The sequence below is a fragment of the Pseudomonas sp. genome (genome assembly GCF_030147005.1).
Taxonomy (GTDB): domain Bacteria; phylum Pseudomonadota; class Gammaproteobacteria; order Pseudomonadales; family Pseudomonadaceae; genus Aquipseudomonas.
This window is the reverse complement of sequence record NZ_JASLAW010000231.1, coordinates 1-25,207: the sequence shown is the minus strand read 5'-3', so window position 1 is coordinate 25,207 and position 25,207 is coordinate 1. Positions and strand designations below refer to the sequence as shown.

Annotated in this window: 27 protein-coding genes and 1 pseudogene; 11 read left to right on the top strand and 17 right to left on the bottom strand. The window is 60.6% G+C overall.

Features of this window, described 5'->3' with window-relative positions:
- The first annotated feature begins 180 nt into the window (after positions 1-180).
- Together Q1V60_RS22060 and Q1V60_RS22055 are read left to right on the top strand one after the other, a co-directional pair.
- Positions 181-801, top strand: coding sequence for a hypothetical protein (locus Q1V60_RS22060; protein ID WP_300634799.1), 621 nt, complete (start codon positions 181-183; stop codon positions 799-801).
- Positions 802-902: 101 nt separating this feature from the next.
- On the top strand, positions 903-1,154 hold the full coding sequence (locus tag Q1V60_RS22055) for a hypothetical protein (RefSeq protein WP_300634798.1): 252 nt from the start codon (positions 903-905) through the stop codon (positions 1,152-1,154).
- Positions 1,155-1,203: 49 nt separating this feature from the next.
- Here the strand turns inward: Q1V60_RS22055 and Q1V60_RS22050 are convergent, their stop codons facing one another.
- A complete protein-coding gene (locus tag Q1V60_RS22050; RefSeq protein ID WP_300634796.1) occupies positions 1,204-1,401 on the bottom strand; it encodes a DUF3077 domain-containing protein in 198 nt (65 codons plus the stop codon).
- A 261-nt stretch (positions 1,402-1,662) separates the two neighbouring features.
- On the opposite strand from Q1V60_RS22050, the pseudogene Q1V60_RS24980 reads away from it, so the two are divergent.
- Positions 1,663-1,827: pseudogene (locus tag Q1V60_RS24980) on the top strand (OmpA family protein); the annotation flags it as partial.
- A 21-nt stretch (positions 1,828-1,848) separates the two neighbouring features.
- On the opposite strand, the gene Q1V60_RS22045 reads toward Q1V60_RS24980, so the two are convergent.
- The 4 genes from Q1V60_RS22045 to Q1V60_RS22030 all read right to left on the bottom strand — a co-directional run bounded on the left by Q1V60_RS22045 (position 1,849) and on the right by Q1V60_RS22030 (position 6,121).
- Positions 1,849-2,685 (bottom strand): HAD family acid phosphatase, encoded by an 837-nt coding sequence (locus tag Q1V60_RS22045; RefSeq protein WP_300634795.1) that lies wholly within the window; start codon positions 2,683-2,685, stop codon positions 1,849-1,851.
- Between the two features lie 472 nt (positions 2,686-3,157).
- Positions 3,158-4,384 carry a DUF1835 domain-containing protein gene (locus Q1V60_RS22040; RefSeq protein ID WP_300634793.1) on the bottom strand — a complete coding sequence of 409 codons (1,227 nt, stop codon included), beginning with the start codon at positions 4,382-4,384 and terminating at the stop codon, positions 3,158-3,160.
- A 151-nt stretch (positions 4,385-4,535) separates the two neighbouring features.
- Entirely contained in the window at positions 4,536-4,784 is a 249-nt protein-coding gene (locus Q1V60_RS22035; protein ID WP_300634791.1) for a hypothetical protein, read from the bottom strand.
- A gap of 260 nt (positions 4,785-5,044) precedes the next feature.
- Entirely contained in the window at positions 5,045-6,121 is a 1,077-nt protein-coding gene (locus Q1V60_RS22030; RefSeq protein ID WP_300634789.1) for an aldo/keto reductase, read from the bottom strand.
- Positions 6,122-6,326: 205 nt separating this feature from the next.
- Between Q1V60_RS22030 and Q1V60_RS22025 the strand changes: the two genes are divergently transcribed.
- From Q1V60_RS22025 to Q1V60_RS22010, 4 genes are all read left to right on the top strand, one after another.
- Complete coding sequence (locus tag Q1V60_RS22025) at positions 6,327-6,959, top strand: glutathione S-transferase (protein ID WP_300634787.1); 633 nt, start codon at positions 6,327-6,329, stop codon at positions 6,957-6,959.
- Between the two features lie 16 nt (positions 6,960-6,975).
- On the top strand, positions 6,976-7,896 hold the full coding sequence (locus tag Q1V60_RS22020) for a LysR family transcriptional regulator (protein WP_300634785.1): 921 nt from the start codon (positions 6,976-6,978) through the stop codon (positions 7,894-7,896).
- A complete protein-coding gene (locus Q1V60_RS22015; RefSeq protein ID WP_300634782.1) occupies positions 7,896-8,780 on the top strand; it encodes a LysR substrate-binding domain-containing protein in 885 nt (294 codons plus the stop codon). Before Q1V60_RS22020 ends, Q1V60_RS22015 begins: the two co-directional genes overlap by 1 nt.
- Before the next feature lie 79 nt (positions 8,781-8,859).
- Positions 8,860-9,792, top strand: a complete 933-nt coding sequence (locus Q1V60_RS22010) for a pyridoxamine 5'-phosphate oxidase family protein (protein ID WP_300634780.1) — start codon at positions 8,860-8,862, stop codon at positions 9,790-9,792.
- Positions 9,793-9,935: 143 nt separating this feature from the next.
- Here the strand turns inward: Q1V60_RS22010 and Q1V60_RS22005 are convergent, their stop codons facing one another.
- From Q1V60_RS22005 to Q1V60_RS21970, 8 genes are all read right to left on the bottom strand, one after another.
- Entirely contained in the window at positions 9,936-10,565 is a 630-nt protein-coding gene (locus Q1V60_RS22005) for a PAS domain-containing protein (protein WP_300634777.1), read from the bottom strand.
- Positions 10,562-11,695, bottom strand: a complete 1,134-nt coding sequence (locus Q1V60_RS22000) for an FAD-binding oxidoreductase (RefSeq protein ID WP_300634774.1) — start codon at positions 11,693-11,695, stop codon at positions 10,562-10,564. Before Q1V60_RS22000 ends, Q1V60_RS22005 begins: the two co-directional genes overlap by 4 nt.
- Before the next feature lie 13 nt (positions 11,696-11,708).
- Entirely contained in the window at positions 11,709-12,656 is a 948-nt protein-coding gene (locus tag Q1V60_RS21995; RefSeq protein WP_133634760.1) for an ornithine cyclodeaminase family protein, read from the bottom strand.
- 204 nt (positions 12,657-12,860) lie between these two features.
- Positions 12,861-13,055, bottom strand: coding sequence for a hypothetical protein (locus Q1V60_RS21990; RefSeq protein WP_133634758.1), 195 nt, complete (start codon positions 13,053-13,055; stop codon positions 12,861-12,863).
- A gap of 341 nt (positions 13,056-13,396) precedes the next feature.
- Positions 13,397-14,446 carry a 3-oxoacyl-[acyl-carrier-protein] synthase III C-terminal domain-containing protein gene (locus tag Q1V60_RS21985; protein WP_300634766.1) on the bottom strand — a complete coding sequence of 350 codons (1,050 nt, stop codon included), beginning with the start codon at positions 14,444-14,446 and terminating at the stop codon, positions 13,397-13,399.
- A 49-nt stretch (positions 14,447-14,495) separates the two neighbouring features.
- On the bottom strand, positions 14,496-15,353 hold the full coding sequence (locus Q1V60_RS21980; protein WP_072435613.1) for an SDR family NAD(P)-dependent oxidoreductase: 858 nt from the start codon (positions 15,351-15,353) through the stop codon (positions 14,496-14,498).
- A gap of 265 nt (positions 15,354-15,618) precedes the next feature.
- Positions 15,619-15,927 carry a hypothetical protein gene (locus Q1V60_RS21975; RefSeq protein ID WP_300634761.1) on the bottom strand — a complete coding sequence of 103 codons (309 nt, stop codon included), beginning with the start codon at positions 15,925-15,927 and terminating at the stop codon, positions 15,619-15,621.
- Positions 15,928-16,251: 324 nt separating this feature from the next.
- Positions 16,252-17,667, bottom strand: a complete 1,416-nt coding sequence (locus tag Q1V60_RS21970) for an MFS transporter (protein ID WP_300634759.1) — start codon at positions 17,665-17,667, stop codon at positions 16,252-16,254.
- Between the two features lie 89 nt (positions 17,668-17,756).
- On the opposite strand from Q1V60_RS21970, the gene soxR reads away from it, so the two are divergent.
- Positions 17,757-18,209, top strand: a complete 453-nt coding sequence (gene soxR, locus Q1V60_RS21965; RefSeq protein ID WP_300634756.1) for a redox-sensitive transcriptional activator SoxR — start codon at positions 17,757-17,759, stop codon at positions 18,207-18,209.
- Between the two features lie 5 nt (positions 18,210-18,214).
- On the opposite strand, the gene Q1V60_RS21960 is transcribed toward soxR, so the two are convergent.
- From Q1V60_RS21960 to xylA, 4 genes are all read right to left on the bottom strand, one after another.
- Positions 18,215-19,351, bottom strand: coding sequence for a sugar ABC transporter permease (locus Q1V60_RS21960; protein ID WP_300634753.1), 1,137 nt, complete (start codon positions 19,349-19,351; stop codon positions 18,215-18,217).
- The gene (gene xylG, locus Q1V60_RS21955) at positions 19,352-20,908 is read right to left on the bottom strand and encodes a D-xylose ABC transporter ATP-binding protein (protein ID WP_300634750.1); all 1,557 of its coding nucleotides are present in this window, start codon (positions 20,906-20,908) and stop codon (positions 19,352-19,354) included.
- Positions 20,905-21,906 carry a D-xylose ABC transporter substrate-binding protein gene (xylF, locus tag Q1V60_RS21950; protein WP_300634747.1) on the bottom strand — a complete coding sequence of 334 codons (1,002 nt, stop codon included), beginning with the start codon at positions 21,904-21,906 and terminating at the stop codon, positions 20,905-20,907. The genes xylG and xylF overlap by 4 nt, the downstream gene beginning before the upstream one ends.
- 100 nt (positions 21,907-22,006) lie before the next feature.
- Complete coding sequence (xylA, locus tag Q1V60_RS21945; RefSeq protein WP_300634744.1) at positions 22,007-23,323, bottom strand: xylose isomerase; 1,317 nt, start codon at positions 23,321-23,323, stop codon at positions 22,007-22,009.
- 239 nt (positions 23,324-23,562) lie between these two features.
- On the opposite strand from xylA, the gene Q1V60_RS21940 reads away from it, so the two are divergent.
- Genes Q1V60_RS21940 through Q1V60_RS21930 form a run of 3 tightly spaced genes read left to right on the top strand, consistent with a single transcriptional unit; the run spans position 23,563 to position 24,534 of the window.
- Entirely contained in the window at positions 23,563-23,772 is a 210-nt protein-coding gene (locus Q1V60_RS21940; RefSeq protein WP_300634741.1) for a PAAR domain-containing protein, read from the top strand.
- A 17-nt stretch (positions 23,773-23,789) separates the two neighbouring features.
- Entirely contained in the window at positions 23,790-24,233 is a 444-nt protein-coding gene (locus Q1V60_RS21935; protein WP_300634738.1) for a hypothetical protein, read from the top strand.
- A complete protein-coding gene (locus Q1V60_RS21930; protein ID WP_300634735.1) occupies positions 24,196-24,534 on the top strand; it encodes a hypothetical protein in 339 nt (112 codons plus the stop codon). The genes Q1V60_RS21935 and Q1V60_RS21930 overlap by 38 nt, the downstream gene beginning before the upstream one ends.
- Positions 24,535-25,207 lie beyond the last annotated feature (673 nt).

The window sequence follows — 25,207 nt, the reverse complement described above, 5'->3', positions numbered from 1 at the left end:
CCCCAGGTTCAGGATAGTGCAGAGAAACTGCCAGAGCCGGGGTGCGAATGCATCAGGTGAATTAGTGCATATGGGCCACGTCCGAAGCAGTGTCATTGGCTTAATACCTATGCGCAAGGACGCCGCTTGTATGAACACGTAAAATGCCGGTCTTTAACGCTTATCACGCAAAGGTGCCCTTTGAGCGCAAGCAAAACCGTCGGACTGTTATTACTCACGTCTCTGGTGGCGGCGTGCGGCACCTCGCCGCCACGCACGCCCGACGATATCTGCAGTATCTTTCGCGAAAAAGATGACTGGTACGACGCGGCCAAGGTCACGCAAAAGCGCTGGGGCGTGCCGATCCAAGTGCCGTTCGCGATCATGTACCAGGAGTCCGGCTTTCGCTACGACGCCAAGACCCCGCGTAAATACCTGTTGTGGATCATCCCCTGGGGGCGCGTGTCCACTGCTTCCGGCTATGCCCAGGCCAAGGATGAAGTGTGGAATGACTACCGCAAAAGCACAGGCCGCAGCGGTGCCGACCGCGAAGATTTCGACGACGCCATCGACTTCATCGGTTGGTACATGGACAAGACCTACACCATCAACGGCGTTTACAAGTACGACGCCTACGGCCAATACCTGAACTACCACGAAGGCTGGGGCGGCTATCGTCAGCGCACCCATGCCGGCAAAGCCTGGCTACTCCCGGTGGCGGGCAAGGTGCAGGCGCGTTCGCAGATGTATGCGCGCCAATATGCCGGATGCAAGGACGAACTGGGGCGGGGGTTCTGGAGCCGGTTCTGGCATTGGTTGTAGTCACTCGTACAGACCTGTTAACTCTGACAGTAGGCACGTTGCACCGATCTTCGTAGGCTGCTGCATGTGTGCGGTCACCTCCCTGAAGATGGAGCTTTGCGATGAATAAGTCTGAGTTCAATACTTACCTTGAAGAAGAAATTTCCAGTGCCCTTACGCGTATTTCCGCTAAGTTGAGCAAGTCTGACCGCGTGGATTTGGGCCGGCTGGAGTATTTGGCGGCGTTGAAGAGTGTGGTCGGCGGGAATGCCGGTCCTGATGAGGTCGGTACCGTCGGCGCCGTCAATGATGTGTTGCAGAAACTGGAGCTGCTTTCGGGCTCCGAGACCTTGCTGGCCAAGCTTAAACCTTGAGACATCGGTGGTTTCATGTGATGAGCGCGCGCCCTCATCACAACACCTGTCATCGCGCAGCGCGAGTGGATGCACTCCAGCGAACAGCCCCCATCACGCCGGCCGTTTCCACCAAGTGCATGAGCAAAATCACCAAGGTGCGTGAAGTGCCGTCCAACTGTTCACCCGCCGTCTGCGCGGCAACGGCCGCACAACGCAGCACGCTGTTGGCATGGGCTTCCAGGGTAGGGATTGTCGGGGTGAACATAGTATGCAGCCGTGGCGAGGGAGCTTGCTCCCGCTGGGCCGGGCTGGCGCTACAGCGCGATGCGGCCCCGCTCTCGATTCAACGGGATTGGGACTGCTGCGCAGTCCAGCGGGAGCAAGCTCCCTCGCCACAGGGGTGAGGGGTGGCCTTGTCCGGATCATCACTGGTTCTTTTACTCAATTTTTTCGAGAAGACGCTTACGGCTAACTGGGCGTTTTTCATTCTTCCTGTCTGTGTTTTTCCTCCCAGGATGACTCCCATGTGGCTCCTGTGTCCCACTCCCCTGTGGCGCCATCGCTTGGCCACAAGGCTTTCAACCAGCTTTTGTCCGAGCGTCACGCCCAACGAGTGGCGCGTGGCCTGAAGCGGTTGGGCGTGGGCGTCGAACGCATCACGGTGGTGGGCTACGGCAAGCAGTATCCGGTGGCCGATAACCTCAGCGCGCAGCTACTCCTGCAACTGCAATGCCTGCTGTTTGAGCCTGCGCTTTTGCTCGAACGGCAACGTCTCATTGTCCCCATACGGCGCGCTGTACCAGTTGCCGTAACTTGGATTGGGCAGCAGGAACCAGCGCTGCCCCAGCCAGTTCACATAAGGTTCGACCGCCTTGCGCTGGGCCGCCAGGGTGTTGCGTTCGGCCTGCACGAAATCCCCCAGGGAGTCACCCGCCATCAATAGCACCCGCGCATGACTGGCCACCCATTGGCGACGACAGTTCTTGCCATAGCCGGCGCTTTCGCAGTGACCGGTCGGTGTGCTGGCGGCGAGGATTTGTTCATCGCTCTCAATCGGGAAACCGCGCAGGCGCAGATTTGCAGCCGTGGCCGCCACCTGGCTGTGTTCGCGGTTGGTGAGGTAATAGACCTTGATGCCTTTTTGCCGGGCCGCCTGCAGGAACGCCACCGAACCGGGCAGCGCCTGGGCCTTGGCCTGGTCGACCCAGGTGTTCCAGCGGTCATAGGAATAGACCTGGTTGTTCAGAATGTCGCGGGCATTGAGCGGCACGTTGTCCAGCAGGGTTTCGTCGATATCGACCACCACGGCCGGAGGCAGGCCTTTCAAATCTCGCGCAGGGAAGGGCAAGGCATCCCAGGCGGGATCGGCCAGGGCCACATCGAGCTGGCGGGTGGCGTTGGCAAAGAGCTGGCGGTAAATCAGTTCGTGCTCGATGGAGGTTTGGGTCCATAGCACAGCGTCCAGTTGGTCGTTGGCCGGTGGTGTTTGCTGGCAGCCTGTCAGGGTGATGGCTGACAGACAGGCGCTGGCGAAAATCAGGTTACGCATGGCGTGGTCTCGCAGGTGGAAGGTTGCGTCTCGGGCGGCCCCCGGAATTCAAACGCTCCAGGGCCTGGCTGCAGTTCAGATGCATCGGTATCTACGCAACGTTGGCTGCGACACCTGTGGCGAGGGTGCTTGCTCCCGTGACGGCCTGGCAGTCGATGCATCGCTAACGGATGCCCCGCGTCCTGAATGTGGGAGCTGGCTTGCCTGCGAAGGCGGCCTGACAGCCGACCAGAACGCTGGGTTGGTCCGAGGACATATTCGTTGTTCAGGTAACAGCCACTCGACGCAACCGCCTCGGTGTACGTGTTGCATCGAGATGGTGCTATCGCAGGCAAGCCAGCTTCCACATTTGGATCGCGAGGCATCAGTCAGACTGCCCCGCCGCCACGGGAGCAAGCTCCCTGGCAAAGGTTCAACGCCGCCCGCAGGGTTGTAGATGCCTGGGGTTCAGGCGTGCACAGGATCATCTTTGTCAGGGTAACTGGCAATGGGTGGCGCTTCGCCAAACTGGCTGAGCATTCAGGCCTATCGTCCAATGAGGCCGGCCTGGTTCGATACAGGTGCCGCCTATCCAGCGGGTGTGTGAGCTGTGGTCTGGCCAATAGGCGTTTGCGCCGAGCACTTCAAGGCCTAGCGCAGTCACGGCCAACCCCCGCCGGGGCCACTCCAGGTGCGTCTCGGTTTCCACCAGCAACGGCTGTTCGCCATCGATCAATGGCCGCAACAGCGCGTGGAACATCAGGTCGCCGAGGAACGGCAGCGGTTCGCGCTTGGCCATCAGTTCTGCAAATACGCGGCCGAAGGGCACCGGCCCAGCTTCGGCGATGTAGTTCAGGGCCAGGCGTTCGGTCAGGGACAACCCATCCTGGGCTCCAGGCAATTCCTGCAACTGGCGCAACAGTGCCGGAGCGAGAAAGGGCAGGGCGGGATGGTTGCCGTGAGCCAGTTCGGCCCATGCCACGGGTGAGTGGCTGCAATACGCCTTCCATGCCTGTTTGGCCAGTTGTATCGCAGCGTCATCGATCACCCGCCGCTGCGGCCAGAGCCAGGCGAGTACATCGGGCGCCAATTGGCCGATGCCGATAAACCGCTCGACGCCGGGAATGCGGTTCACCTCGATCAATTCAATTTTAGGTGGCAACCGTTCAAGGCCCGCCAGCGCGCGTATCAGGAACAGCTGGTCGTACGCATCCGCTTCGCACCACAGCACGCTGTGCTGCGCTGTGGCCAGGCTTTCAAGCCCGGCATATTCGTCGGCCAGTCGCCGCGCCACGTCAGTTTCATTCAAGCCGAACGCGTGGCTGATGAACGCGCCACGCAGGGTTTGGTACTCAGCGTCAGGCAGGTCGCGCACCGGGCCCATGCACAGCGGGTCGGTCAGCATCCGGAATGGCCCGTGGAACCCCGCCACTTGCAGGCTGTGGGCGATGTCGCTGCCACACCTCCAGTGGGTGGTGCGGGCTTCATCGCTGGCGATGAAGCTTGGGTGGCGTGCGGCGAAGTCAAGGGCGTCGACGTGGGCCTTGAGCTTGGGCCAACTGCTGAAGTTCAACTGCCTGGCGATCTGCCATTGGGCTTGGGACAAGGTGGCGTCGGGGTCCTGGCGCTTCAGGAGCGGCAACAATTGCTTGGCACGCTTGCGCTGCTGCTCAAGGTTGAGACGGCCGTTGGTATTGGACGCAAAAGGGTGGGACGGCATACGAGCTCCTTGCACAAACCTTTTCCGCTTTAAGGTGGGGGAGTCGTAGAAATGAGGTGAAGCTGATGTCTTGGGCGCAGCCCTTTCCGCGGAAGGTGGCGTAGAGAGCGCCAAGCGGGAAATATAGGCAGTGTGGCGATCGATTGCAAACTCAGGCGGGTGCGTCCGGCTTGCGATCAATCCAGTGGGTCTTGATGCCTTTGGCCCAGGCCACCGTATAGAAGCAGCTCAGCAGTACGATGCCCCACTGCTCGGCATTGATCGACGACCAGAACCAGAACGGCTGGCCGGCCATGCCGAACAGGCAGGCGTAGCGGCGTACTTTGAGGCGTTTGCTCTGGCTGAACCAGATGGCGACGACGCCGAGGGCGGCGATCATGAGTTGCGCGATCACATCCATGCTCCTTTGCTGAGGGGGGCGCTCTTGAGAAGGATCGGGCTTGCCCTAATGCCGGTCAGTTAAGGAGGAGCGCTTTACCGTGGCGAGGGAGCAAGCTCCCTCGCCACAGGCCGACGGTTGCCTGCTCTAGCGCTTAACTGACTGGCATTGGGGCTTGCCCGCGAATGCGCTACATCAGCCTTATTTGTGTGGCTGATCCACCGACTTCGCGAGCAAGCCCGCTCCCACATTTTTGAAGCGAGCTGTCTCACCGTTGTGGGTTATTTGTCCTTGCGTGCATCCATAGTCTTCTGATGCTCGGCAAGAAACGGCTGCTCCGCCGGATCGAAGCGATCGATCCCTGCGGTAAACCGATGCCAGTACGGATACAGCGGCTGGCGACGGGTCACGGCTTCGATGCGTGAGGATTGCTCCTCGGTCAGTTTCAATTCAGTGGCGGCAAGGTTGTCGCGCAGATGCTCCTCCGTGCGGGCGCCGACGATCAGCGAGGTGATCCCCGGACGATCCTTGAGCCACGCCAGGCAGGTACGCGCCACCGACACACCGTGTTCATCGCCCACGGCGGCCAGGGTTTCGATGATGTCCAGCGCCCGTTCCTGGTCATGCACGTAGGGTTCCGGCCAGTCGCTGCCCTGGCGGGTATTGGCCGGTGGTTTTTGCCCGCGCCGGGTCGAGCCGGTGAGCAGGCCTTCACCCATCGGGCCCCACACCAGCGTGCCGACCTGTTGGTCCAGCGCCAGCGGCAGCAGCTCGTACTCGGCCTCGCGCGATTCGGGGGTGTAGTAGATCTGCTGGGTGATCGGCTTGAGCATGCCGTGCAATTCGGCCTTGCCCAGGGTTTTCATCATTTGCCAGGCGGTGAAGTTGCTGGTACCGAAGTAGCGGATCTTGCCCGAGCCCACCAACAGGCGCAGCGCTTCAAGCGTCTCTTCGATGGGCGTCAGACCGTCCCAGTTGTGCAGTTGGTACAAGTCGATATGGTCGGTGCCCAGGCGCTTCAAGCTGGCTTCACAGGCGCGAATCAGGTGGTAGCGCGAAGAGCCGGAATTGTTCGGGTTCTGGTCCACCGGGCTGCGGCCCTTGGTCGCCAGCAGGATGTCGTTGCGCTTGTCGCCCAGGGCCTTACCGACCACTTCCTCGGCCAGGCCGTGGGAATAAAGGTCGGCGGTGTCGATCATGTTCACCCCGGCGTCGAACGCAATATCGAACATGCGCTTGGCCTGGGGCACGTCCACCGTGCCGCATTTCTCGAACTCGGCGCGACCGCCAAAGGGCACGGTGCCCAGGATGATTTCCGAGACCAGCAGGCCGGAATGACCCAGTTGTCGGTATTGCATGTTGCCTCCTACTTTGCGTTGCACGTGAAGGTGTGAACGACAGGGGAAGCGATAGTTTGAATTTTTTTCATGAAAATGCCGGCGCCTGGCTCGCGCCGGATTGTTTCGCCGGGTGAAATGCTGGATTGTAAATCCTGGTCATTCCGCCAAGCGCGACAGCGGTGGAACATGCCTGGCGTCAAACCTCATTCCCTTGGAGACTGTCATGACCCAGCCTGCGATCAAACTGTATGGTTTTCCCTTGTCCGGCCACTCCCACCGGGTCGAACTGATGCTGTCCCTGTTGGGCCTGCCAAGTGAATTTATCCTGGTGGACCTCAAACAAGGCGCCCATAAAGCGCCCGAATTCATCGCCAACCTCAACAGCTTCGGCCAGGTGCCGGTGATTGACGACGGCGGTACCGTGCTGGCCGACTCCAACGCAATCCTGGTGTACCTCGCCAACACCTACGGCAACGGCCAGTGGCTGCCGGCTGACCCGCTCGGGCAGGCCCGCGTGCAACGTTGGCTTTCGGCGGCGGCGGGGCAACTGCATGCCGGGCCTGCCACGGCGCGGTTGGCCACGGTGTTTGGTGCCGACGTGGACGCCGACGTTGCAATCAGCCGCGCCCATGGCCTGCTGAACGTAATGGAAATGCAACTGGGCCAGAGCCCTTTTCTGGCGGGCGACCGGCCGAGCATTGCCGATGTCGCGTTCTACACCTACGTGGCCCATGCGCCGGAAGGTAATGTGTCGCTGGCCGACTATCCTCAGGTGCGCGCCTGGCTCGCCGGCATTGAAGCGCTGCCGGGTTTCCTCGGCATGCCGCGCACGGCGGCGGGTCTGCAATCACAATAACCAGCAAGGGGCGCCGATGGACCGTTTTCATGAAATGCAGGTGTTCCTCGCGGTGGCAGACGAGGGCGGCTTTGCCGCCGCCGCGCGGCGTCTGAACACCTCGCCGCCCAGCGTGACCCGGGCTGTCGCGGCCATGGAGCAACGCATCGGCACCCAACTGCTGGCGCGCACCACCCGCAGCCTGCACCTGACCGAGGCCGGGTTGCGTTACCAGGAAGACTGCCGCCGCATCCTGGCCGAACTGGACGAGGCCGAGGAAGCGGCGGCGGGCAGTTATTCGACCCCCTGCGGGCAACTGAGCGTGACCGCCCCGGTGCTGTTCGGCGAGCTGTTCGTGGCGCCGGCGCTGGGCGATTATCTCGACCGTTTTCCCCAAGTGAACATCAATGCCCTGCTGGTCGACCGTGTGGTCAACATGAGCGACGAAGGCGTCGACGTGGCCGTGCGCATCGGCCATCTGCACGAGCCGGGGCAGCAGGCGATCAGCGTCGGTGAAGTGCGCCGGGTGGTGTGCGCAGCGCCCGCTTACCTCGAGCGGCATGGGCGGCCCTTGCGGCCCGAACAGTTGCGTGACGCGAAGATTGTCAGCTCATCGGCGAGCCAACGGGTGAGTGAATGGGCCTTTGTCGACGACGGCGTGCCGCTGACGGTGCCTATTGAGCCGCGCCTGGTGGTCACCGCCAACAATGCCGCGATCAACCTGGCGCGGCTGGGGTGGGGCATGACCCGCGTATTGTCCTATCAGGTCGCGGCGGCGGTGGCGGCGGGTGAGCTGGAGATTGTTTTGCAGGACTTCGAGCCGGCGGCGCTGCCGATCCAGGTGGTGTTCCAGAACAACGGTCGCGTGCCGGCCAAGGTCCACACCTTCGTGGATTTTCTTGCCGATCGTCTTGGGCGTGACGTGGCCCTGAAACCGATGACAAAGCAGCGCGGCTGATGGAACGTTATCGCGATATGCAGTTGTTCGCGGCGCTGGCCGGGCAACCGAGCCTAGCGGCGGCGGCGCGCTTTGCGCACGTCTCCGGGCCGACCCTGGTGCGGGCGATTGCGCGTCTGGAAGCACGTTTGCACGTGCTGTTGTTGCAGCGCAGTACCCGTGGGGTCAGCCTGACCGACGCGGGCAATGCCTATATGGCCGACTGTGTGCGGTTGCTGGCGGCGGTGCAGGGCGCTGAAGCCTCGGCCAAGGGTTTGCACAGCCAGGCCCAGGGCAATCTGCGGGTGTTTCTGCCGTTGCTGTTCAGCCGCTATGTGATGGCGCCGGTACTGGCCGCGTATATGGACCGTTACCCGGATGTGCACCTGGTCGCCCACTACCACGACTACCACCCGAACCTGCACGAGGAAGGGCTGGACGTGGCGGTGCTGGTGGGCGAGTTGCCCAGCTCGTCGTTAATTGCACGGCCGGTGGGGCATGTGCGGCATATCCTGTGCGCCAGCCCGAGCTACCTTGCCACCCACGGTGAACCGCTGTATCCGGACGCCCTCAAGCATCATCATCTGATCGCCAGTGCCGACCCGGTGCAGTGGGACTTCTCGCACTATCAGCTCAAGGCCCGCGCACGTCTGCGCTGCGCCACGGTACAAGGCGCGATCAATGCCGCCGTGAGCGGTGCGGGGTTGCTTCGTTGCCTGAGCTACCCGGTGCACGAGCACTTGGTGAGCGGCCGGTTGCGTCGCGTCTTGACCGAGTTCGAGCCGCCCGCGGTGCCGGTGCAGGTGGTGTACCGCGAAGGCCGCCATGCGCCGATGCGCGTGCGCAGTTTTGTCGATGACTGTGTAACGGCGTTGCGCGGGCACCCGGCATTTCAGTTGGCGTAATAGTGGATTGCCTGGGGTGGTGATTCTCTGGGCGACACGTCAGGCGCAGCATCGAGCTATCCAACGAGAGGTGAGCGCCATGAACGCGATCGAACCATCCCCCTGGCATCCCGGCGAACGGCTACTGCAGGAAAGTGCCGGCGCGGCCGAACGCATGGCCGTGATCGGTCCCAAGGTCATCCGTGACCATCTGCCGGAGCAGCATCGCGATTTCTATCCCTTGCTGCCTTACCTGATGCTGGGCGTGGTGGATGAACAGGGTATTCCGTGGGCGACCCTGCTTGAAGGCGCGCCAGGCTTCGCCCGTTCCCCTGAGCCGCAGCGGTTGCAGATCGACAGCCTGCCCTCCAAAAGCGATCCCGCTCGGGCGGGGTTAAGGCCCGGCGCGGCCGTCGGCGTGCTCGGCATTGACCTGAACACGCGCCGGCGCAATCGCATGAATGGTCGAATCGGCGCGCTGGATGGCGATGGCTTTGCGGTCGACGTGGTGCACAGCTTCGGCAACTGCCCCAAGTACATCCAACTGCGCCCCATCGATACGATTGCGCGCACACCTGGCAGCGTGGCCGAGCGCAGCGACAGCCTGGATGGCGCCGCACAACAGATGATCCGCAACGCCGACACCTTCTTCGTCGCCAGCTATGTCGACCTGAACGGCACCCGCTCGGTGGATGTTTCCCATCGCGGCGGCGGCACCGGTTTCGTGCGGGTCGAGGGCGATGTGCTGACCATTCCGGACTTTGCCGGCAACCTGTTCTTCAACACCCTCGGTAACCTGCAAGCCAACCCGGTGGCGGGGTTGCTGTTCATTGATTTCGAGTCGGGAGACGTGCTGCAAGTGGCTGGGCGTACTTCGCTGATCCTCGGTGGGCCGCAGGTGGCCCGGTTCGAAGGGGCGCAGCGGTTATGGACAGTGACCGTGGAACAGATGATCCGGCGTCCGGCAGCCTTGGCATTGCGCTGGCAGTTCGCGGAGTTTTCACCGCATAGCCTGGCGGTGGGAAGCTGGTAGGCGGGGCAGCCAATCCATATTTATCGCCTGACCCATCGCTTTCGCAGCCTCGCTAAAGCTCGGCAGCTCCAGGGCATTGGCTGTGTTGGGGGGATTTGGGTTTGCAGGGCCATCGCGGCCCCCGCATTCGGCCTGCCGTGTCTTTAGCCTTTGAGTTCCTTGAGGTGTTTGTAGACCGTTGCCCGTCCCATGCCCAGTACGTTGGCCACGTAGTTGGACGCGCTCTTGCCCTTGAACGCACCTTCGGCGTGCAGTGCAAGCACCAGTTCGCGTTTGTGGTCGCGGGTCAGCAGGTTCAGGCTCAGTTGACGTTCGCGCAGCCAGGCGTGCAAAAAGGTGTTGATGCGCTCCTGCCAGTCGTCCCGGAACAGGGCATCCGGCTGTGCGATCAGCTTGCTCGGCGACAGGAACAAGTCCAGCGCGGCCTTGGCATTTTCGAACAGCGAGATATTCAGGTTGATGCACAGCACGGCCAGCCGGCGCCCTTGGTGGTCGTGCAGCACCGTGCTCAGGCTGCGGATTTTCTGGCCGTTCCAGTTGAGTTTTTCATAGGGGCCGATATTGACGTCGCCGACGTCACCATCAAGCATGTCCTCCAGCGAGGAGTCGTCACCCAGGCTGCGTTTGGACAGGTTATTGGCAATGTAGTCGATGGTCTGCGTGTGCAGGTCATGCAGCACCACTTCCGCATGGGGAAAGAACAAGGTGGCGATCGCATCGGCGATCGCACGGAAGTTCTGCATGACCGTGTCGTGTTCGGCGGTGTTTGTCATTGAGCCTCCAGGCGCACGGGGGAGAGCATACCGGCGTTAAGGCCGAACCGCGTGAGCGGCTCGGGCAGCGGCTCGCCGCGCACCAGGGCCGCACTGGCCTGGCCCATGGCCGGTGAGGTCTGAATGCCGTAGCCACCCTGCGCGGCTACCCAGAACAGGCCGGGTACCTGAGGGTCGAAGCCTGCGAGCAAGTCACCGTCATGCACAAAACTGCGCAGCCCGGCCCAGGTTCGCGTGGGGCGGCGGATGGTCAGGGTGGTGGCTTCCTCGATCTGGTAAATGCCCATGGCAATATCCAGCTCTTCGGGTTGCACATCCTGGGGTTCTACCGGGTCGGCGTTGGCCGGCGAGCCGAGGAACATGCCGGCATCCGGTTTCATGTAGAACGCTTCGTCGAGGGCCACCAGCATCGGCCAGTCGTGGCTGTCCATGCCCTCGGGACCAGCAAAGACAAAGGCCGAGCGGCGCTTGGGCTGCAAGCCGATGGACGCTGCGCCCGCCAGCCCGCCGATATGGTCGGCCCAGGCACCGGCGGCGTTGATGATGACCGGCGCGGTGAAGATTGCAGCCTGGGTGCGCACCTGCCACAAGCCATCGGCGTCGCGGCTCAAGCCCAGCACATGGCTGTCGGTGCGCACTTCGCCCTGGTTGCGGCGGATACCGCGCAGGTAGCCTTGATGCAGGGCGTCGGTGTCGATGTCACAGGCGGTAGGGTCGTAGATTGCCCCGTGGACTTTTTCACGGCGCAGGATCGGCAAGCGTGCACAGGCTTCATCGACCGTCAGGCGCTGCACCTGCGCCACGGTGGCCTTGGCGCTCAGGTACTGGCTGTCGAGTTCGGCCGGGTCACCGTTGAAATCCACGGTCATTTCGCCCCGGGGCGTCAGCAGTGGGTGTTCGCAAAAGCCTGCGGGTGGCTGGTCGAAGAAGGCCCGGCTGGCCAAGGTCAGCGCCCGCACTTGCGGGGTGCCATACGCGGCGGTGTAGAGCGCCGCCGAACGCCCGGTGGAGTGATAGGCCGGGTGATTTTCACGCTCCAGCACCAGAACCTTGCCGTGCTGCGACAACCAGAACCCGGTGGACGCGCCGGCGATGCCGCCGCCGATAATGATGAAGTCTGCCTGGTGCATAACACTCTCCTGATTAGCGTTGGCGTTGGTACAGGGCAGTAGCCAGTGCGATGTCTTCCAGGCCCAGGCCGATGGAGCGGAAAAAGACGTGACGATCGTAGTCGGGGCGTTGGGCCATGTCGCTGAACAATTCGGGCAGGTCGCCGACAATCGTACGTTTGTCCCAGCCGTGCCGCTCGCTGGCGATCAGCATCTCACCGGCCGAATCCGGGGTGGTCTGGCGGTAGTCGCAGAACACGTGCATCTGGTTAAGGCAGTGCGGCGGCACTTCATGGGCGCGTGGCGCGTTGGTGCTGATGGAGGTAATCAGCGCGGGTTTGCTCAGGCGCGAGGGGTCGATGACCGGCCCGGCGGAGGAGGTGCACAGCAGGATCACATCCGCGTCTTCCAGGGCGGCCTCACAGCTTGCGACGAGGCTCAGGCGCGGGTCCAGGCTGGCCAACTGCGCACGCGTTTCGGCGCTGGCGCTGCCCAGGCTTGGCGAGTACAGGCGGATTTGCTGCCAGTCGCGCAGGTTCTGCACATAATGCAGGTGCGCCTGGGCGACCTTGCCGCTGCCGATGATCGCCAGGCGTTGCGCCGCCGCCGGGGCCAGCGCATCTACCGCCAAGGCCGTGGTGGCGGCGGTGCGTGCGGTGGTCAATTCAGCAGCATCGCACAACAGCAACGGCTGGCCGCTGTGCATCGACATCAACAGGGTCCAGGCCGTCACCAGGGGGCCTTGTTCACGCACGATGTAGGGCGAAGTCTTGACCCCGTACACCCCGTCTTCGGCCAATACGCCCAGGTAGTTGATGAAGTCCCCGGCGCCATCGGGAAACGCCACCAGCTGTTGCGCCGGCTGCACCGCTTGCCCGGCAGCGAGGTCGCGGAACAGTTTGCGCAGGATCAAAGGCACGTCGACTTGAGCCAGCAAGGTGCGGGCCTGGACCTGGTCGATAACGAGGGGCGTCGTGGACATGGGGTTCTCCGGATAAACTAATTTGTCCATTATGGACTTTTAGTTTTTATCCGCAATAACCCGAGGGAAAAATGAGGCTTATGTGGGCTGTCCCCCCACCCATTGTAGGAGCGAGCTTGCTCGCGAAAAACGTCAACGATAACGCGTGCTTCCTGAAGAAACGCAGCGCCTGTGATTTTTTCGCGAGCAAGCTCGCTCCTACGGTCAGGCAGTGGCTTTGGTACCGGTCAGGCACTCGATGGAGCGATCTACCGTGGTCTTTGCAATTTCCAGCAAATGCCACACCGCCAGGATCTTCGCCCGTTCAGGGCTTCGCAGCAGCTCACCGCAATCGAGTGCCGTGGCAGAGGCGCTGTCGAGCAGGGCGTCTTCGAAGTGTAGTTCCTGTCTGAATATCAAGGAGTTGACACTTTTCGCGACTAAACAAAGGTGGCGGCTGTACGCAGGTTAGTCGACCGGACAGAACAGGAACCCGGCGCGCCCGAAGGCGCCCTGCGCACAGCCACCATAAAGCTTCATGGAGCATGCGCCTGTTCTCAAACCGGGCGACTAAACCCGATCACTGATTGGCAGTGATGGACCGCAGACTAGCCACCGATTCCAGCAGGCACAAGGCGGCAAGGATTGTCTAGGAAACGTCCTGCAATTTACAGGGACACCCCTTGCTGGCCCTTTACATACCATGACCAAATGCCAGTAATTCACTGGTTAGGAGAGTAAAGAAGTCCTTTGGGCCGTAATTAAAAATTGAACGTCATCGCTGAAAACACCATCCCTGCACTTCCGATACAGCTCAAACAGGACTTACCACTGGTTAATACGCCTTGTGAAACGGCATCCGCAATTCCAAAGGGTGCAGAGGCGGTGGTTATATTGCCTGTTTTGTGCGCGATTTTATGAGCTTTATCCGCCATGCCGAGAGGCTGTAAGATTAGTTCATTTACTCTTGGCGAGGAGGTGTGGGTAAAAATACAATCAATTTTACTGTTTTGAATGTGCGCTTCATTGAGGATTTTAGTGGACTCTTTAAAGCCGGTTTCATGCATGTGCTCACCAAAAGACGTTAGTTGAAATTTTCCTTTTGCACTCGCAATGCGCGCAATGTCCGAATCGTTGCAGAAGGACTGCCAGTCCGGTAGAGGGATCGTACACAGATCACTTAAATCCGGCCGGTTGATAAAACTAAATGTGAAATTTTCGGGCGAGTCATTGCTGAGTATTGTAACGGTGACTGCCTCTCCCAAAGTGTACGTTGGAAATTTGTAAGTGAGCTCGGAGGCGAACTGTAACGCAAAATTGTGGATGGCAAAACTCCGTGGTGCCGTGACACCGAATTCCATGTTAATGATGGCCGCGTATCGAATAGTCTGTGCTTTCATCTTGTCATTGATAATATCCATGCTCGTCACCCACCCCATGCATGCGTCCACCACATCGTGGCTTCTGCATTGCAGGCCAAGGGCTTTGGCGATAAAGGTACTGTTTGCAGGCTCTATAAAACCACGGGAAATACTTGAGTAGAGCAGCAGGTCAATCTCTTTTTTGTCTATATTTGCTTGTTTCAGAGCCTCAACGAATGACGTCTCCATCAGGGTCATTGGCGATTCGTTTTCTGCTAGCCATTGCCTGGACTCCGTGCCATTTTTTTTGAGTAGTCTGTCAATGATCATGAGCGTATGCGGCAAATCGCCGTCAAAGTTTTTTTGGGAGTGCTCAGTCACTAGGTCGAGAACGTCCTGATTGGAAACATGCCGTGACGGAAGTGTTCCTGAAATGCCGATAATTTTCATGAGATATACCAGGCAGATGAACGAGTGTGAGGCTAGGTTTTAAGGGCGTTTAGAGCGGTGGGTCGGTTTTTAATGAGGGCTTTGAGTTAAGTCCGAACAGTTTTCGAATTGCTTTATCGAACAGACGCCTTGGTAACCAGCATTGGAGTAAGGGCAACTTGCAGCTCAACGGACCGCTGCGAACAACGAAAGGCGCGACTTCAGTCAACACGGCGCTTACTACGCGCCGGGCAAAGTCCTTCGCCGGCATCGCTCCCTGTTCCGAAATACGCGCACGGTCTTGTAGATGCTCCCGGAACGTAACGTATATGGAGTCGGCAGGTAAGATAACAATCTCTCTGGCATAGTCCCTGATGTTGGAAACAACCTTGCCGGGTTGCACCACGATGACGTCAATTCCAAAAGGTGTTAGTTCCATTCGCATCGCCTCTGAAAGGGCATGCAGCGCGGCCTTGCTTGCGCAATAAGCACCTGCGAAAGGTGTCACGACAACACCCGAGACGCTTCCGATGTTTACAATTCGGCCTCGTCCCCGCGATAGCATCAGCGGCAGGAATGCGCGCGCCACCTGCACGGGAGCAATGACATTGGTTTCGAATTGGCGCCGTAACGCCTCGGCTGGGAGATCGGCAACCGCGCCACCTTGGCCATAGCCGGCGTTATTGATCAATATATCCAGTCGTCCCTGTTCCTGAACGACTCTTTCAACCGCAGCCGCGATGCTTTGCGAGTCGGTAACGTCCAATGTCAGTACACGCAAACCACGGGCCGCCAAGGTGGCAAGCGCTGTGATGTCTCGTGCAGTCGCGTAGACGAGGTGGCCTCGTTCATGAAGCTCCGTCGCCAGCGCAAAGCCAATTCCGCTGGAGCAACCCGTAATCAGAATGATCAATCCCGGCGTTGCCATATTGAAGGTCCCTCTTCAATGTTACGTGCGCTTGCGGTTACTGCGTGCGCCATATTGCTCTGCAGTTGTGCGGTCTCAACCGTTCGGGCTGCAACCCTGTTGGGCTGTTGAATCATTGCGTTAAAACCGTTGGGCGTCACCTGTGAGAACTAACAGTTTTTCAGACTATTTTGCTGCCGGGTGGCATTAATCCACCGATACAGGGTTTTGGAATGCGGGCAAATGTTGGAGGAGGCAAAACCCCCTCCCACAGTGTTAATCGACTTTAGGCAGTGGCTTTTGTGCAGGTCAGGCACTCGATGGAGCGATCTACGGTGGTTTTTGCAATTTCCAGCAAATGCCACACGGCCAGGATCTTCGCCCGTTCAGGGCTTTGCAGCAGCTCACCGCAATCGAGTGCTGTGGCTGAAGCGCTGTCGAGCAGGCTGGCGGTGTAGAGCAGGGCGTCTTCGAAACTCAGGTCTTCGTTGACGCAGTGGAAGCCTTGGGTGGGCAGGTAGTGGTCGATGGCGCGGTTGAAGGCGGCGCGGTCTTTTACGGGATCGCGGGGTGGATCGGGCAGGACTTTGTTCATGGTGTAACTCCTGATTAGGTCAGAAGCCGGCCCATTCGCGACTAAACGGTGGGTGGCGGCTGTACGCAGGTTAGTCGACCGGCTAATCAGGAAAATCCGGCGCACCCGAAGGTGCCCTGCGCACAGCCACCATAAAACTTCATGGAGGACCATGCGCCTGATTAAGAATCCGGGCGACTAAACCCGATCACTGATGAGCAGTGACGGAGCGCAGACTAGCCACCGATTCCAGCAGGCACAAGGCGGCAGGGATTGTCTAGGAAACGTCCTGCAATTTAAAGGGACACGCCTTGCTGGCCCTTTACAAACCATGACCAAATGCCACTAGCCGACCATTCGAGCCACTCGCCTGGCAATCAGAACACCCAGCACTGGCGCCAGCGCAAACACCCCAAACAACCACACAGCAGCGTTTGCCGTGCCTTCGACGCCTCCCGGGTCAGTGAGGCCGGCAACGTTCGCCACCATCCCCGCCAGCGCCGCGCCAAACGCAGTGGCGAACAATTGCACAGTGGTAATCGACGCGCTGGCAAGGTCCTGTTCACCGGCCGGCGCGACCTGGAACACCCGCGTCAGCAGGTGCGGCCAGGCCAGGCCTACGCCCAACCCGATCAGGATCAGCGCCAGGCAAATGGGCGCCAGCGCCAGCGCGTCGCCGTTGCTTTGGAGTGGCATCAAAACCGCCAGCGCCACCATGCCTGCCACGCCCAGGATCGGCCCGGCCAGGATAGCCCGGCGAATGTTTCTACCATTCACCCCCGCGCTGGCGATTGAACCCACTGTCCAACCGGCCGCCATCAACGCGGCAAGGTAACCGGCAACCAGCGGCGACTGGTGGTGCAGCACTTGAAGAAACAACGGCACAAAAATTTCGCCACTGGTTACAGCGATCGTCAATAACGACAGGGTGGCGTACAGCACGCCGAGCGCCGTGGTCATCCGCAAGGCCCCGGCAGGCAACAGCCGATGGCGGGCGCGGCTTTCGGTGATGATCAGCAGCGCGCTGAACACTGCGGCTACCGCAAGCCCCAGCAGGTTCAGGGCCAGGGTGGAAGCAATGCTGCCGGCCGACACGGCCAGTATCGCCGCCGTCAGCAGTACCAGTTGGGCGAGTGGCAACGGTGTCGGTTCAGCGCGATCGTTGCTGCGCTTGGGCAGTATCGCTGCCGCCAGCACCGCGAATAACGCCGCCACGGGAATCAACGACCAGAACGCCGCACGCCACATGCCTAGCTCGGCAAACAGTCCACCCACGGCCGGCCCCACCAGCGTCGCCACGCCCCACATCCCCGAGACCAGCGCCATCGCACGCGGCCACAGGCTTTCATCAAACACCAGCCGAATCATCGCGTACGACAGCGCAAACAAGAACCCGCCACCCAGCCCTTGGACCAGCCGGCCGCCGAGCATAATCGGCATCGACGGCGCAAACGCACAGACCAACGTACCAACGGCGAACACCAGGCTGGCGCACAGATACGCCCCGCGTGGCCCCAGGCGGCCGAGCAAACGCGCCGATAACGCTGAACCGAGGATCGAGGCCGCGACAAACAGCGTGGTGTTCCACGCGTAGTAGTCGATGCCGCCGATGTCCTGGACCACCGACGGCAAGATCGTCGTGGCGATGTATACGTTGATCGCATGCAGCACCACGCCGCCGGCCAATGCCAGAGAACGCAGGCCGTTTGCACCGGACAGCAAGGAGGCCCAGTTGGGGGGAGAGGTTTGCGCCGTGTTCATGGAGGCTCCCATGTCAAAGGAATGAAGGCTTGCCAGGGCAGGCCGACACTCTTTATAAGACCTCATGTATAGATGAGGTCAAGGCGCCGATGAAACCGAAAATCGATGTGCACATCCCCCTTGGCGTGGGCGAATTGGCGCGGCGTAGCGGGGTGACCGTGGCGACTGTGCATTTTTACGAAGCCAAGGGTTTGATCCACGGCCAACGCAGCCCAGGCAATCAGCGCCGCTACCACCGTGATGTCCTGCGCCGCATTGCTGTGATCAAAGTGGCGCAGCGCGCGGGGATTCCGTTGGCAACCATCAAGGCCGCACTGGAAGAACTGCCGTCGGGGCGACCGCTGACGGCCAAAGACTGGACGCAGCTTTCCACGCGTTGGCGAGACATGTTGAATGATCGAATCAACAGCCTCACGCAACTGCGCGACCAGCTCGATGGGTGCATCGGCTGTGGGTGCTTGTCCCTGGACGACTGCCCGCTGCGCAATCCGGGGGACCGGTTGGGGCAGGAGGGGGACGGGGCGGTGTTGCTGGGCAAGTGAGGGGGTCAGCGTCTGCCGGTGCGCGTACTCACATCCACCCACACCGCCAACACCAGGATGCTGCCCTTGACGATCATCTGCCAGTAACTGTCCACATCCAGCATCGACATGCCGTTATCCAGGCTGGTAATCACCAACGCCCCAAGCAACGCGCCATACACGGTGCCCGACCCGCCGCGCATCGAGGTGCCGCCGATAAAGCACGCGGCAATCGCGTCCAGTTCGCCCATGTTGCCCGCTGACGGTGAGCCGGCGGCCAGGCGTGCGGTGTTGACCAGGCCGGCCAGCGCGCACATCACGCCCATGATGCCGAAGATCCACAGTTTCACCGCCTGCACGTTGATACCCGACAGCCGCGTGGCCTCCATATTGCTGCCCACCGCATACACGCGGCGGCCGAACACGGTCTGGCTGGTGACGTAGCTGAACACGCCAAGCAGCACCAGCAGCAGCAACACCGGCACCGGAATGCCGTCGTAGCTGTTGAGTGTGGTGACAAACCCGGCCAGTACCGCGCCGATCAACACCACGCGCAGCACGTCGCGCATCAGGGAGTGCGCCGCCAAGCCATGCAGTGCGCGGTTGCGCCGTTGTTTCCAGGTGAGGAACAGGGTCAGGGCAAACAGCAGCACGCCCAGGCCGATGCCCACGGTGTGCGGCAGGTACCCTTGGCCGACGTACACCAGCGACGGCGACACCGGCGCGATGGTGGTGCCGCCGGTAATCCCCAACAGGATCCCGCGAAACGCCAGCATCCCGCCCAGGCCGACAATGAACGAAGGGATGCGCAGGTAGGCGGTCATGTAGCCGTTGGCCAGGCCGATCATCAAACCGCACAACGCCACCAGGCTCAGGTTGGCCAGCAGCGGGATGTGATAAACCACATCCAGGATCGCGGCCAGCCCGCCCAGCAATCCCAGCAACGAGCCCACCGACAAATCGATTTCGCCGCTGATGATCACCAGCACCATGCCGCACGCCAGTATCCCGGTGATGGACATTTGCCGCAGCAGGTTGGACAGGTTGCGCGGCGTGAGGAAACCGCCGTCGGTCTGCCAGCTGAAGAACAGCCAGATGAACGCCACGGCGATCACCAGGGCGAGCATTTTGTAGCGGGTGAAAAGGTGTTTGACCTGATTCATCTACGCGGTCTTCCGATCATTGTTGTGTTGGCTGAGCGCGGCGGCGAGTACCTGTTCCTGGGTGAGCCCTTGATTGATGAAGTCGCCGCGCAACTGGCCGTCGCCGATCACCAGCACGCGGTTGGACACGCCGAGCACTTCGGCGAGTTCCGACGACACCATGATGATCGACACGCCCTCGGCCGCCAGCGCGCCCATCAGTTTGTAGATCTCATACTTGGCGCCCACATCCACCCCGCGCGTGGGCTCATCCAGAATCAGCACTTTGGGCTTGGCCATCAGCATTTTCGCCAGCACGGCTTTTTGCTGGTTGCCACCGGACAGGCTGGTGATCGGCAGAAACGGGCTGGCGGTTTTCAGGTGCATGCGCGCGATCTGCTGGTCGATGCTGCCCAGTTCGGCTTCGGCGTCGATGCGGGTCAGGTGGGCATAGGTGTCGAGCACTGCCAGGGTGATGTTCTGGCCCACGCCCAGGTCGGGGATGATGCCCTGGCGCTTGCGGTCCTCGGGTACCATGCACAGCCCGGCGCGGATCGACTTGAGCGGCGTGCGCGTGTCGATCACCTGGCCGTCCAGCCACACCTCGCAGCTGTAACGCCCGGGGTAGGCGCCGAACAGCGCCGACACCAGTTCGGTGCGCCCGGCGCCTACCAGCCCTGCAATACCGAGGATTTCGCCGCGCCTGAGCACGAAGGAAATATCGTCGACGCGTTTGCGCCTGGGGTTGTCGACGTCATAGCAGGTGACGTTGCGCGCCTCGAAAATCACCTCGCCCACCTCGTGGGGCTCGGTGGGGTAAAGGTTGCTCATCTCGCGGCCGACCATTTGCGTGATGATCCGCGGGATGTCCATATCGGCCATGGCGGTGGTCGCGATGTGCTTGCCGTCGCGAATCACCGCAATGGTGTCGCACACGGCGGCCACTTCATCGAGCTTGTGCGAGATATACACACAGGCCACGCCCTTGGCCTTGAGGTCACGGATGATGTCGAGCAGCACCTCGATCTCCGAGCGGGTCAGGGCCGAGGAGGGCTCGTCAAGGATCAACAGGCGTGCCTGTTTGTTGAGGGCCTTGGCGATCTCCACCAGTTGCTGGTAGCCGCCGCCGTATTGCGACACCGGCAGCGCGACGTTCATGTCCGGCACTTTGAGTTCACGCATCAACGCTTCGGCGCGGTGCAGCATCGCCGGGTAATTCATGCGCCCACCGGGCAGGGTCAGCTCGTGGCCCATGAAGATGTTCTCGGCCACCGACAGGTCGGGCACCAGGGTCAATTCCTGATGGATGATGACAATGCCGGCGGCCTCGGTTTCGCTGATGGACTGGGCTTTGAGCGGCTGCCCGTCCCACAGGATTTCGCCCTCCCAGGTGCCGTACGGGTAGACCGCCGACAGCACCTTCATCAGGGTGGATTTGCCGGCACCGTTCTCACCGCACAGGCCGACGCATTCCCCCGGCCGTACCTGGATGTCGATGCCGTTGAGGGCGTTGACACCGCCAAAGCTTTTGACGATGCCGTTCATTTGCAGCAGGTAGTCGGCGGCCATGGCGGTCATTGCCCGGCGATCTGCTCTTTGGTGTAGAACCCGTCCTTCTCCAGCACGTCGATATTGGCCTTGGTCAGCGGGGTCGGGGTGAGCAGGATGGTGTCGACTTGCTTGCTGCCGTTGTTGTATTGCGAGCTGTAGGTGGGCTTTTCATTGCGCGCCAACTGCACCGACAGTTTGGCCGCCTCGGTGGCGATCAACTTGAGCGGCTTGTAGACGGTCATGGTCTGGGTGCCGTCGATCACACGCTTGATCGCCGCCAGGTCTGCGTCCTGGCCGGAAATCGGCACCTTGCCCGCCAGCTTCTGCGCGGCCAGGGCCTGGATCGCACCGCCGGCGGTGGCGTCATTGGAGGCGACGATGGCGTCGATTTTGTTGTCGTTGCGGGTCAGGGCGTTCTCAACGATGCTCAGGGCCTCGGTGGGGTTCCATTCCTTGACCCACTGCTGGCCGACGATCTTGATATCGCCCTTGTCGATGGCCGGTTGCAGCACTTTCATCTGGCCCTCGCGCAGCACCTTGGCATTGTTGTCGGTCGGCGCGCCGCCGAGCAGGAAGTAGTTGCCCTTGGGCGCTGCTTGCAGCACGCCGTTGGCCTGCATTTCGCCGACTTTTTCGTTATCGAAAGAGATGTAGGCGTCGATGTCCGCGTTGAGGATCAGGCGGTCGTAAGACACCACTTTGATCCCGGCCTTCTTGGCTTCGGCCACCGCGTTGGTCAACACGGTGGCGTTGAACGGCACGATAACGATCACATCGACGCCACGGGAGATGAGGTTTTCGATCTGCGAGATTTGCTTCTGCTCGTTGGCATCGGCGGACTGCACGAACACTTTGGCATCGAGTTTTTCTGCCGCCGCGACGAAGTAATCACGGTCTCGAGACCAGCGCTCCAGGCGCAGGTCGTCGATGGAGAAGCCGATTTTCGGGTGAGCCGAATCGGCCATTACCGGCAGGGCGAGCAGGGCCAGGGCAGTGGCGAGCAGCGTACGTTTGAATGACTTCATGGTGGTGCGTCCTTTTATTGTTGTTGGAAAAGACACTGTGGCGAGGGAGCTTGCTCCCGCTGGGCTGCGAAGCAGCCCCAAAACCAGACACCTCGGACTATCAGGTATAGATAAACCGGTTAACAACCCCCTCCAGCATCTCCTGCCGGCCACTTACGGCCTGCGGGTCCAGTTCGTTGGCAAATGCATGTTCGGCCAGCGATTGCAGGCTGAACTCGCCCGCCAGCACCGCCCGGCCCAGCGGCTGGTTCCAGCCGGCATAGCGCTGGTCCTTGAACTGTTGCAGCCGATCGTTCTGCACCATGGCGGCCGCGCGCTCCAGGGCCAGGGCCAAGGTGTCCATCGCGGCGACATGGCCGTGGAACAGGTCGATATCGTCCAGGCTTTGGCGGCGCACCTTGGAGTCGAAATTGTAGCCGCCATTCTTGAAACCGCCGGCCTTGAGGATTTCATAGGTGGCCAGGGTCATTTCCTCGACGCTGTTGGGGAACTGGTCAGTGTCCCAGCCGTTCTGCGGGTCGCCGCGGTTGGCGTCGATACTGCCGAAAATCCCCAGGGACACGGCGGTGGCAATCTCATGATGAAAGCTGTGCCCGGCCAACGTTGCGTGGTTGGCCTCGATGTTGACCTTGATCTCCTGTTCCAGGCCGTACTCATGCAGGAAGCCGAACACCGTGGCGCTGTCGTAATCGTACTGATGCTTGGTCGGCTCCTGGGGTTTGGGCTCGATCAACAAGTCGCCGGTAAAGCCGATCTTGTGCTTGTGCTCCACCACCATGCGCATGAACCGGCCGAGCTGTTCGCGCTCGCGCTTAAGGTCGGTGTTGAGCAGGGTTTCATAACCTTCACGGCCGCCCCACAGCACATAGTTGGAGCCCTTGAGCCGCAGCGTGGCGTTCATCGCGCTGAACACTTGGGCGGCCGCATAAGCGAACACTTCCGGGTCGGGGTTGCTCGCGGCACCGGCGGCAAAACGCGGGTTGCTGAAGCAATTGGCGGTGCCCCACAGCAGCTGGATGCCGGTCTGTTCCTGATGACGCTCCAGGTGATCGACCATCTGCGCGAAGTGGTTACGGTACTCCTTGAGCGAACTGCCTTCAGGCGCGACGTCGGTGTCGTGAAAACTGTAGTAGTCGATGCCCAGCTTGGAGAAGAACTCAAAAGCCGCCTCCGCCTTGCCGATGGCCAACGCCATCGGGTCCCCGCTGCGCTGCCAGGGTCGCTTGAAGGTGCCCACGCCAAACATATCCGCCCCCGGCCACACAAAGGTGTGCCAGTAACAGGCCGCCATGCGCAGGTGCTCACGCATGGGTTTGCCGAGGATCAGCTTGTTGGCGTTGTAGTGGCGAAAGGCGAGGGGGGAGTCGCTGTCAGGGCCTTCGAAGCGAACCTGCTCGACACCGGGGAAGTACGGCATGGCGTTTTCCTTATTGTTCTTGGCGGTGTCTGGATACTAGCAACGGCACCGAGGGTGCTGATTATGAAAATCACCAAGGAGCGGTGCGATTTTGAGTGAGGGATTCGAAACGGCTCAGGGAGTACAGGATTTAGGGAAACGTCTATTTTACGGTGGGGATATGCCTCTTCAAAGTTTGGGGTGTCAGCCGACCTCACCCAAAGGAAGATATAGCAGGGGCGCAATGCCCTGTTGAAAACATGCCGGGACGTCCGGAACAGATTGAGGAAAAAACATTGAGCGTAGGTTATTTCATTGGCCTGGGTGACAAGACCATCTGCGGCGGGGAAGTGCTGGACGGAGATAAAAGAGTCAACATAAATGGCCTTTTCCATGCGTGCGAAGGTGACCGAGTCACCTGTGGCAAGGACGGGCAAACTTATAAGATCGTCGGTGGCGTTCCCACATAAACAGCCATGGTCGGCTTATGGCCGGTACGTTGGATAGCTACAGCGACGGTCCCTGTAAAGCCGAATTGGTGCCGTCGGTGTTTTCAGCCAAGTACCACAGCAGAGGTGGCTCGGTTGTGAGTGCCAACAGGCAAGCCGCCGAGCCGGTCCGGCCAACGGCTTCCCAAAACGCTTACACCCCGGCAAATCATTCGGCACCGCCCGTATTTAACAGCCTCTCGGGCCAAGAACCAGGTTTATACATCGTACCCAAAAGCGTGACTCGCGAAGCGTTGGAAGCCACGCTGTTTCCAATTCGTGATCCGGCTGTGATGCGCAAGTTTCAATCACTGAATCCCAATACAAGCCACGTCAAAGCCGGCTCGATGATCGTGCTCAGCGATCCGAACAACACCTCCTGCACGCATGAAGAAGCATCAACTGATGCAGGCTGCACAACACGTCAGCGCATCACTGGATGAGCTGACGCCGGACGAGGCCGACTTTCTGTATCGCCATGGCGTTGAAATCGCTGGGTTCATCGGCCATACCTCAACCTGGCTAGGCGTCAGTGCGGTGGTGATGGAAAAGCACCTGAGCAACTTGCGCGACACGCTGCAGGCCATGGAACGCCTGCATCAAGACAGCTATCGGCAGCACGGGCATCGTAGGTCACCGCAGCTCTTTGCTGATCGCCAGCGGTTAATGAACCAGTTGGATGCTCATCTGCTCAACTCCACCCGCTTGCGCGGCCAAACCACCTGGGCGATCACCCCAAGTTGAAAACGGCCCTGGGTATATCCAGCCGCAGCTTGGTGCATCACTTGGACAAGGCGGGCGAGGCGGGGCAGATTCCGGGGTATGCCGCTCATGTGGAGGCGGTGAGCCGGGCTACGAAGTATATGAAAGCAGGTGGGTACATCGGCATTGGTCTTGGCGGGTGTCTTCGTTGTTGGCGGTTCAGCAGGTGTGCAATGGGGACTCCGGTGCAGCATGTGAGAAGGTTAAGTTTACCGAAGGAGGAAAATTCGTCGGGTCAACCGCTGTAGGTGCTGCAACCGGATTGCAGCCAGCTATGCCAGTACTGCGATCTGCGTCGCGCTTGGCGTCACAACAGGGGCAGGCGGTGTTATTTGCGTTGCTGCTGTTGTAGGTACCGGCGCATGGGTGGGTACGACTTACGGTGGTAAAACGGGTGAGTACTCAGGTGAAAAAATTTACGAGGCCAGACAGCCATGACCAGTATTGATACTTGGCCTCCCTGGATTGCAATCATTGTTACAGGTGGGCCAATTTTTCTCGCAGTTGCTGGCGTTACCTTTAGTTTTTACCTAAGTCGTCGGCACCTGGAGTCTATGTAAGAGGAACTGAGGAACAGTCGCTTTATTTATATATGGGGGACAAGCCTTAATGCCGGTCAGTTAAGGAGGAGCGCTTTACCGTGGCGAGGGAGCTT

What these genes read in the sequence shown, in the direction of transcription:
- Q1V60_RS22050 (WP_300634796.1), bottom strand. Translation starts at nt 1,401, where the DNA reads ATGTTCACCCCGACAATCCCTACCCTGGAAGCCCATGCCAACAGCGTG.
- Q1V60_RS22035 (WP_300634791.1), bottom strand. Translation starts at nt 4,784, where the DNA reads ATGGATGTGATCGCGCAACTCATGATCGCCGCCCTCGGCGTCGTCGCC.
- Q1V60_RS22015 (WP_300634782.1), top strand. Translation starts at nt 7,896, where the DNA reads ATGGAACGTTATCGCGATATGCAGTTGTTCGCGGCGCTGGCCGGGCAA.
- Q1V60_RS22005 (WP_300634777.1), bottom strand. Translation starts at nt 10,565, where the DNA reads ATGACAAACACCGCCGAACACGACACGGTCATGCAGAACTTCCGTGCG.
- Q1V60_RS22020 (WP_300634785.1), top strand. Translation starts at nt 6,976, where the DNA reads ATGGACCGTTTTCATGAAATGCAGGTGTTCCTCGCGGTGGCAGACGAG.
- Q1V60_RS22025 (WP_300634787.1), top strand. Translation starts at nt 6,327, where the DNA reads ATGACCCAGCCTGCGATCAAACTGTATGGTTTTCCCTTGTCCGGCCAC.
- Q1V60_RS22045 (WP_300634795.1), bottom strand. Translation starts at nt 2,685, where the DNA reads ATGCGTAACCTGATTTTCGCCAGCGCCTGTCTGTCAGCCATCACCCTG.
- soxR (WP_300634756.1), top strand. Translation starts at nt 17,757, where the DNA reads ATGAAACCGAAAATCGATGTGCACATCCCCCTTGGCGTGGGCGAATTG.
- Q1V60_RS22030 (WP_300634789.1), bottom strand. Translation starts at nt 6,121, where the DNA reads ATGCAATACCGACAACTGGGTCATTCCGGCCTGCTGGTCTCGGAAATC.
- xylF (WP_300634747.1), bottom strand. Translation starts at nt 21,906, where the DNA reads ATGAAGTCATTCAAACGTACGCTGCTCGCCACTGCCCTGGCCCTGCTC.
- Q1V60_RS22055 (WP_300634798.1), top strand. Translation starts at nt 903, where the DNA reads ATGAATAAGTCTGAGTTCAATACTTACCTTGAAGAAGAAATTTCCAGT.
- Q1V60_RS21975 (WP_300634761.1), bottom strand. Translation starts at nt 15,927, where the DNA reads ATGAACAAAGTCCTGCCCGATCCACCCCGCGATCCCGTAAAAGACCGC.
- Q1V60_RS22000 (WP_300634774.1), bottom strand. Translation starts at nt 11,695, where the DNA reads ATGCACCAGGCAGACTTCATCATTATCGGCGGCGGCATCGCCGGCGCG.
- Q1V60_RS21940 (WP_300634741.1), top strand. Translation starts at nt 23,563, where the DNA reads ATGCCGGGACGTCCGGAACAGATTGAGGAAAAAACATTGAGCGTAGGT.
- Q1V60_RS21985 (WP_300634766.1), bottom strand. Translation starts at nt 14,446, where the DNA reads ATGAAAATTATCGGCATTTCAGGAACACTTCCGTCACGGCATGTTTCC.
- Q1V60_RS21980 (WP_072435613.1), bottom strand. Translation starts at nt 15,353, where the DNA reads ATGGCAACGCCGGGATTGATCATTCTGATTACGGGTTGCTCCAGCGGA.
- Q1V60_RS22040 (WP_300634793.1), bottom strand. Translation starts at nt 4,384, where the DNA reads ATGCCGTCCCACCCTTTTGCGTCCAATACCAACGGCCGTCTCAACCTT.
- xylA (WP_300634744.1), bottom strand. Translation starts at nt 23,323, where the DNA reads ATGCCGTACTTCCCCGGTGTCGAGCAGGTTCGCTTCGAAGGCCCTGAC.
- Q1V60_RS21930 (WP_300634735.1), top strand. Translation starts at nt 24,196, where the DNA reads ATGCAGGCTGCACAACACGTCAGCGCATCACTGGATGAGCTGACGCCG.
- xylG (WP_300634750.1), bottom strand. Translation starts at nt 20,908, where the DNA reads ATGACCGCCATGGCCGCCGACTACCTGCTGCAAATGAACGGCATCGTC.
- Q1V60_RS21995 (WP_133634760.1), bottom strand. Translation starts at nt 12,656, where the DNA reads ATGTCCACGACGCCCCTCGTTATCGACCAGGTCCAGGCCCGCACCTTG.
- Q1V60_RS21935 (WP_300634738.1), top strand. Translation starts at nt 23,790, where the DNA reads ATGGCCGGTACGTTGGATAGCTACAGCGACGGTCCCTGTAAAGCCGAA.
- Q1V60_RS21970 (WP_300634759.1), bottom strand. Translation starts at nt 17,667, where the DNA reads ATGAACACGGCGCAAACCTCTCCCCCCAACTGGGCCTCCTTGCTGTCC.
- Q1V60_RS22010 (WP_300634780.1), top strand. Translation starts at nt 8,860, where the DNA reads ATGAACGCGATCGAACCATCCCCCTGGCATCCCGGCGAACGGCTACTG.
- Q1V60_RS21960 (WP_300634753.1), bottom strand. Translation starts at nt 19,351, where the DNA reads ATGAATCAGGTCAAACACCTTTTCACCCGCTACAAAATGCTCGCCCTG.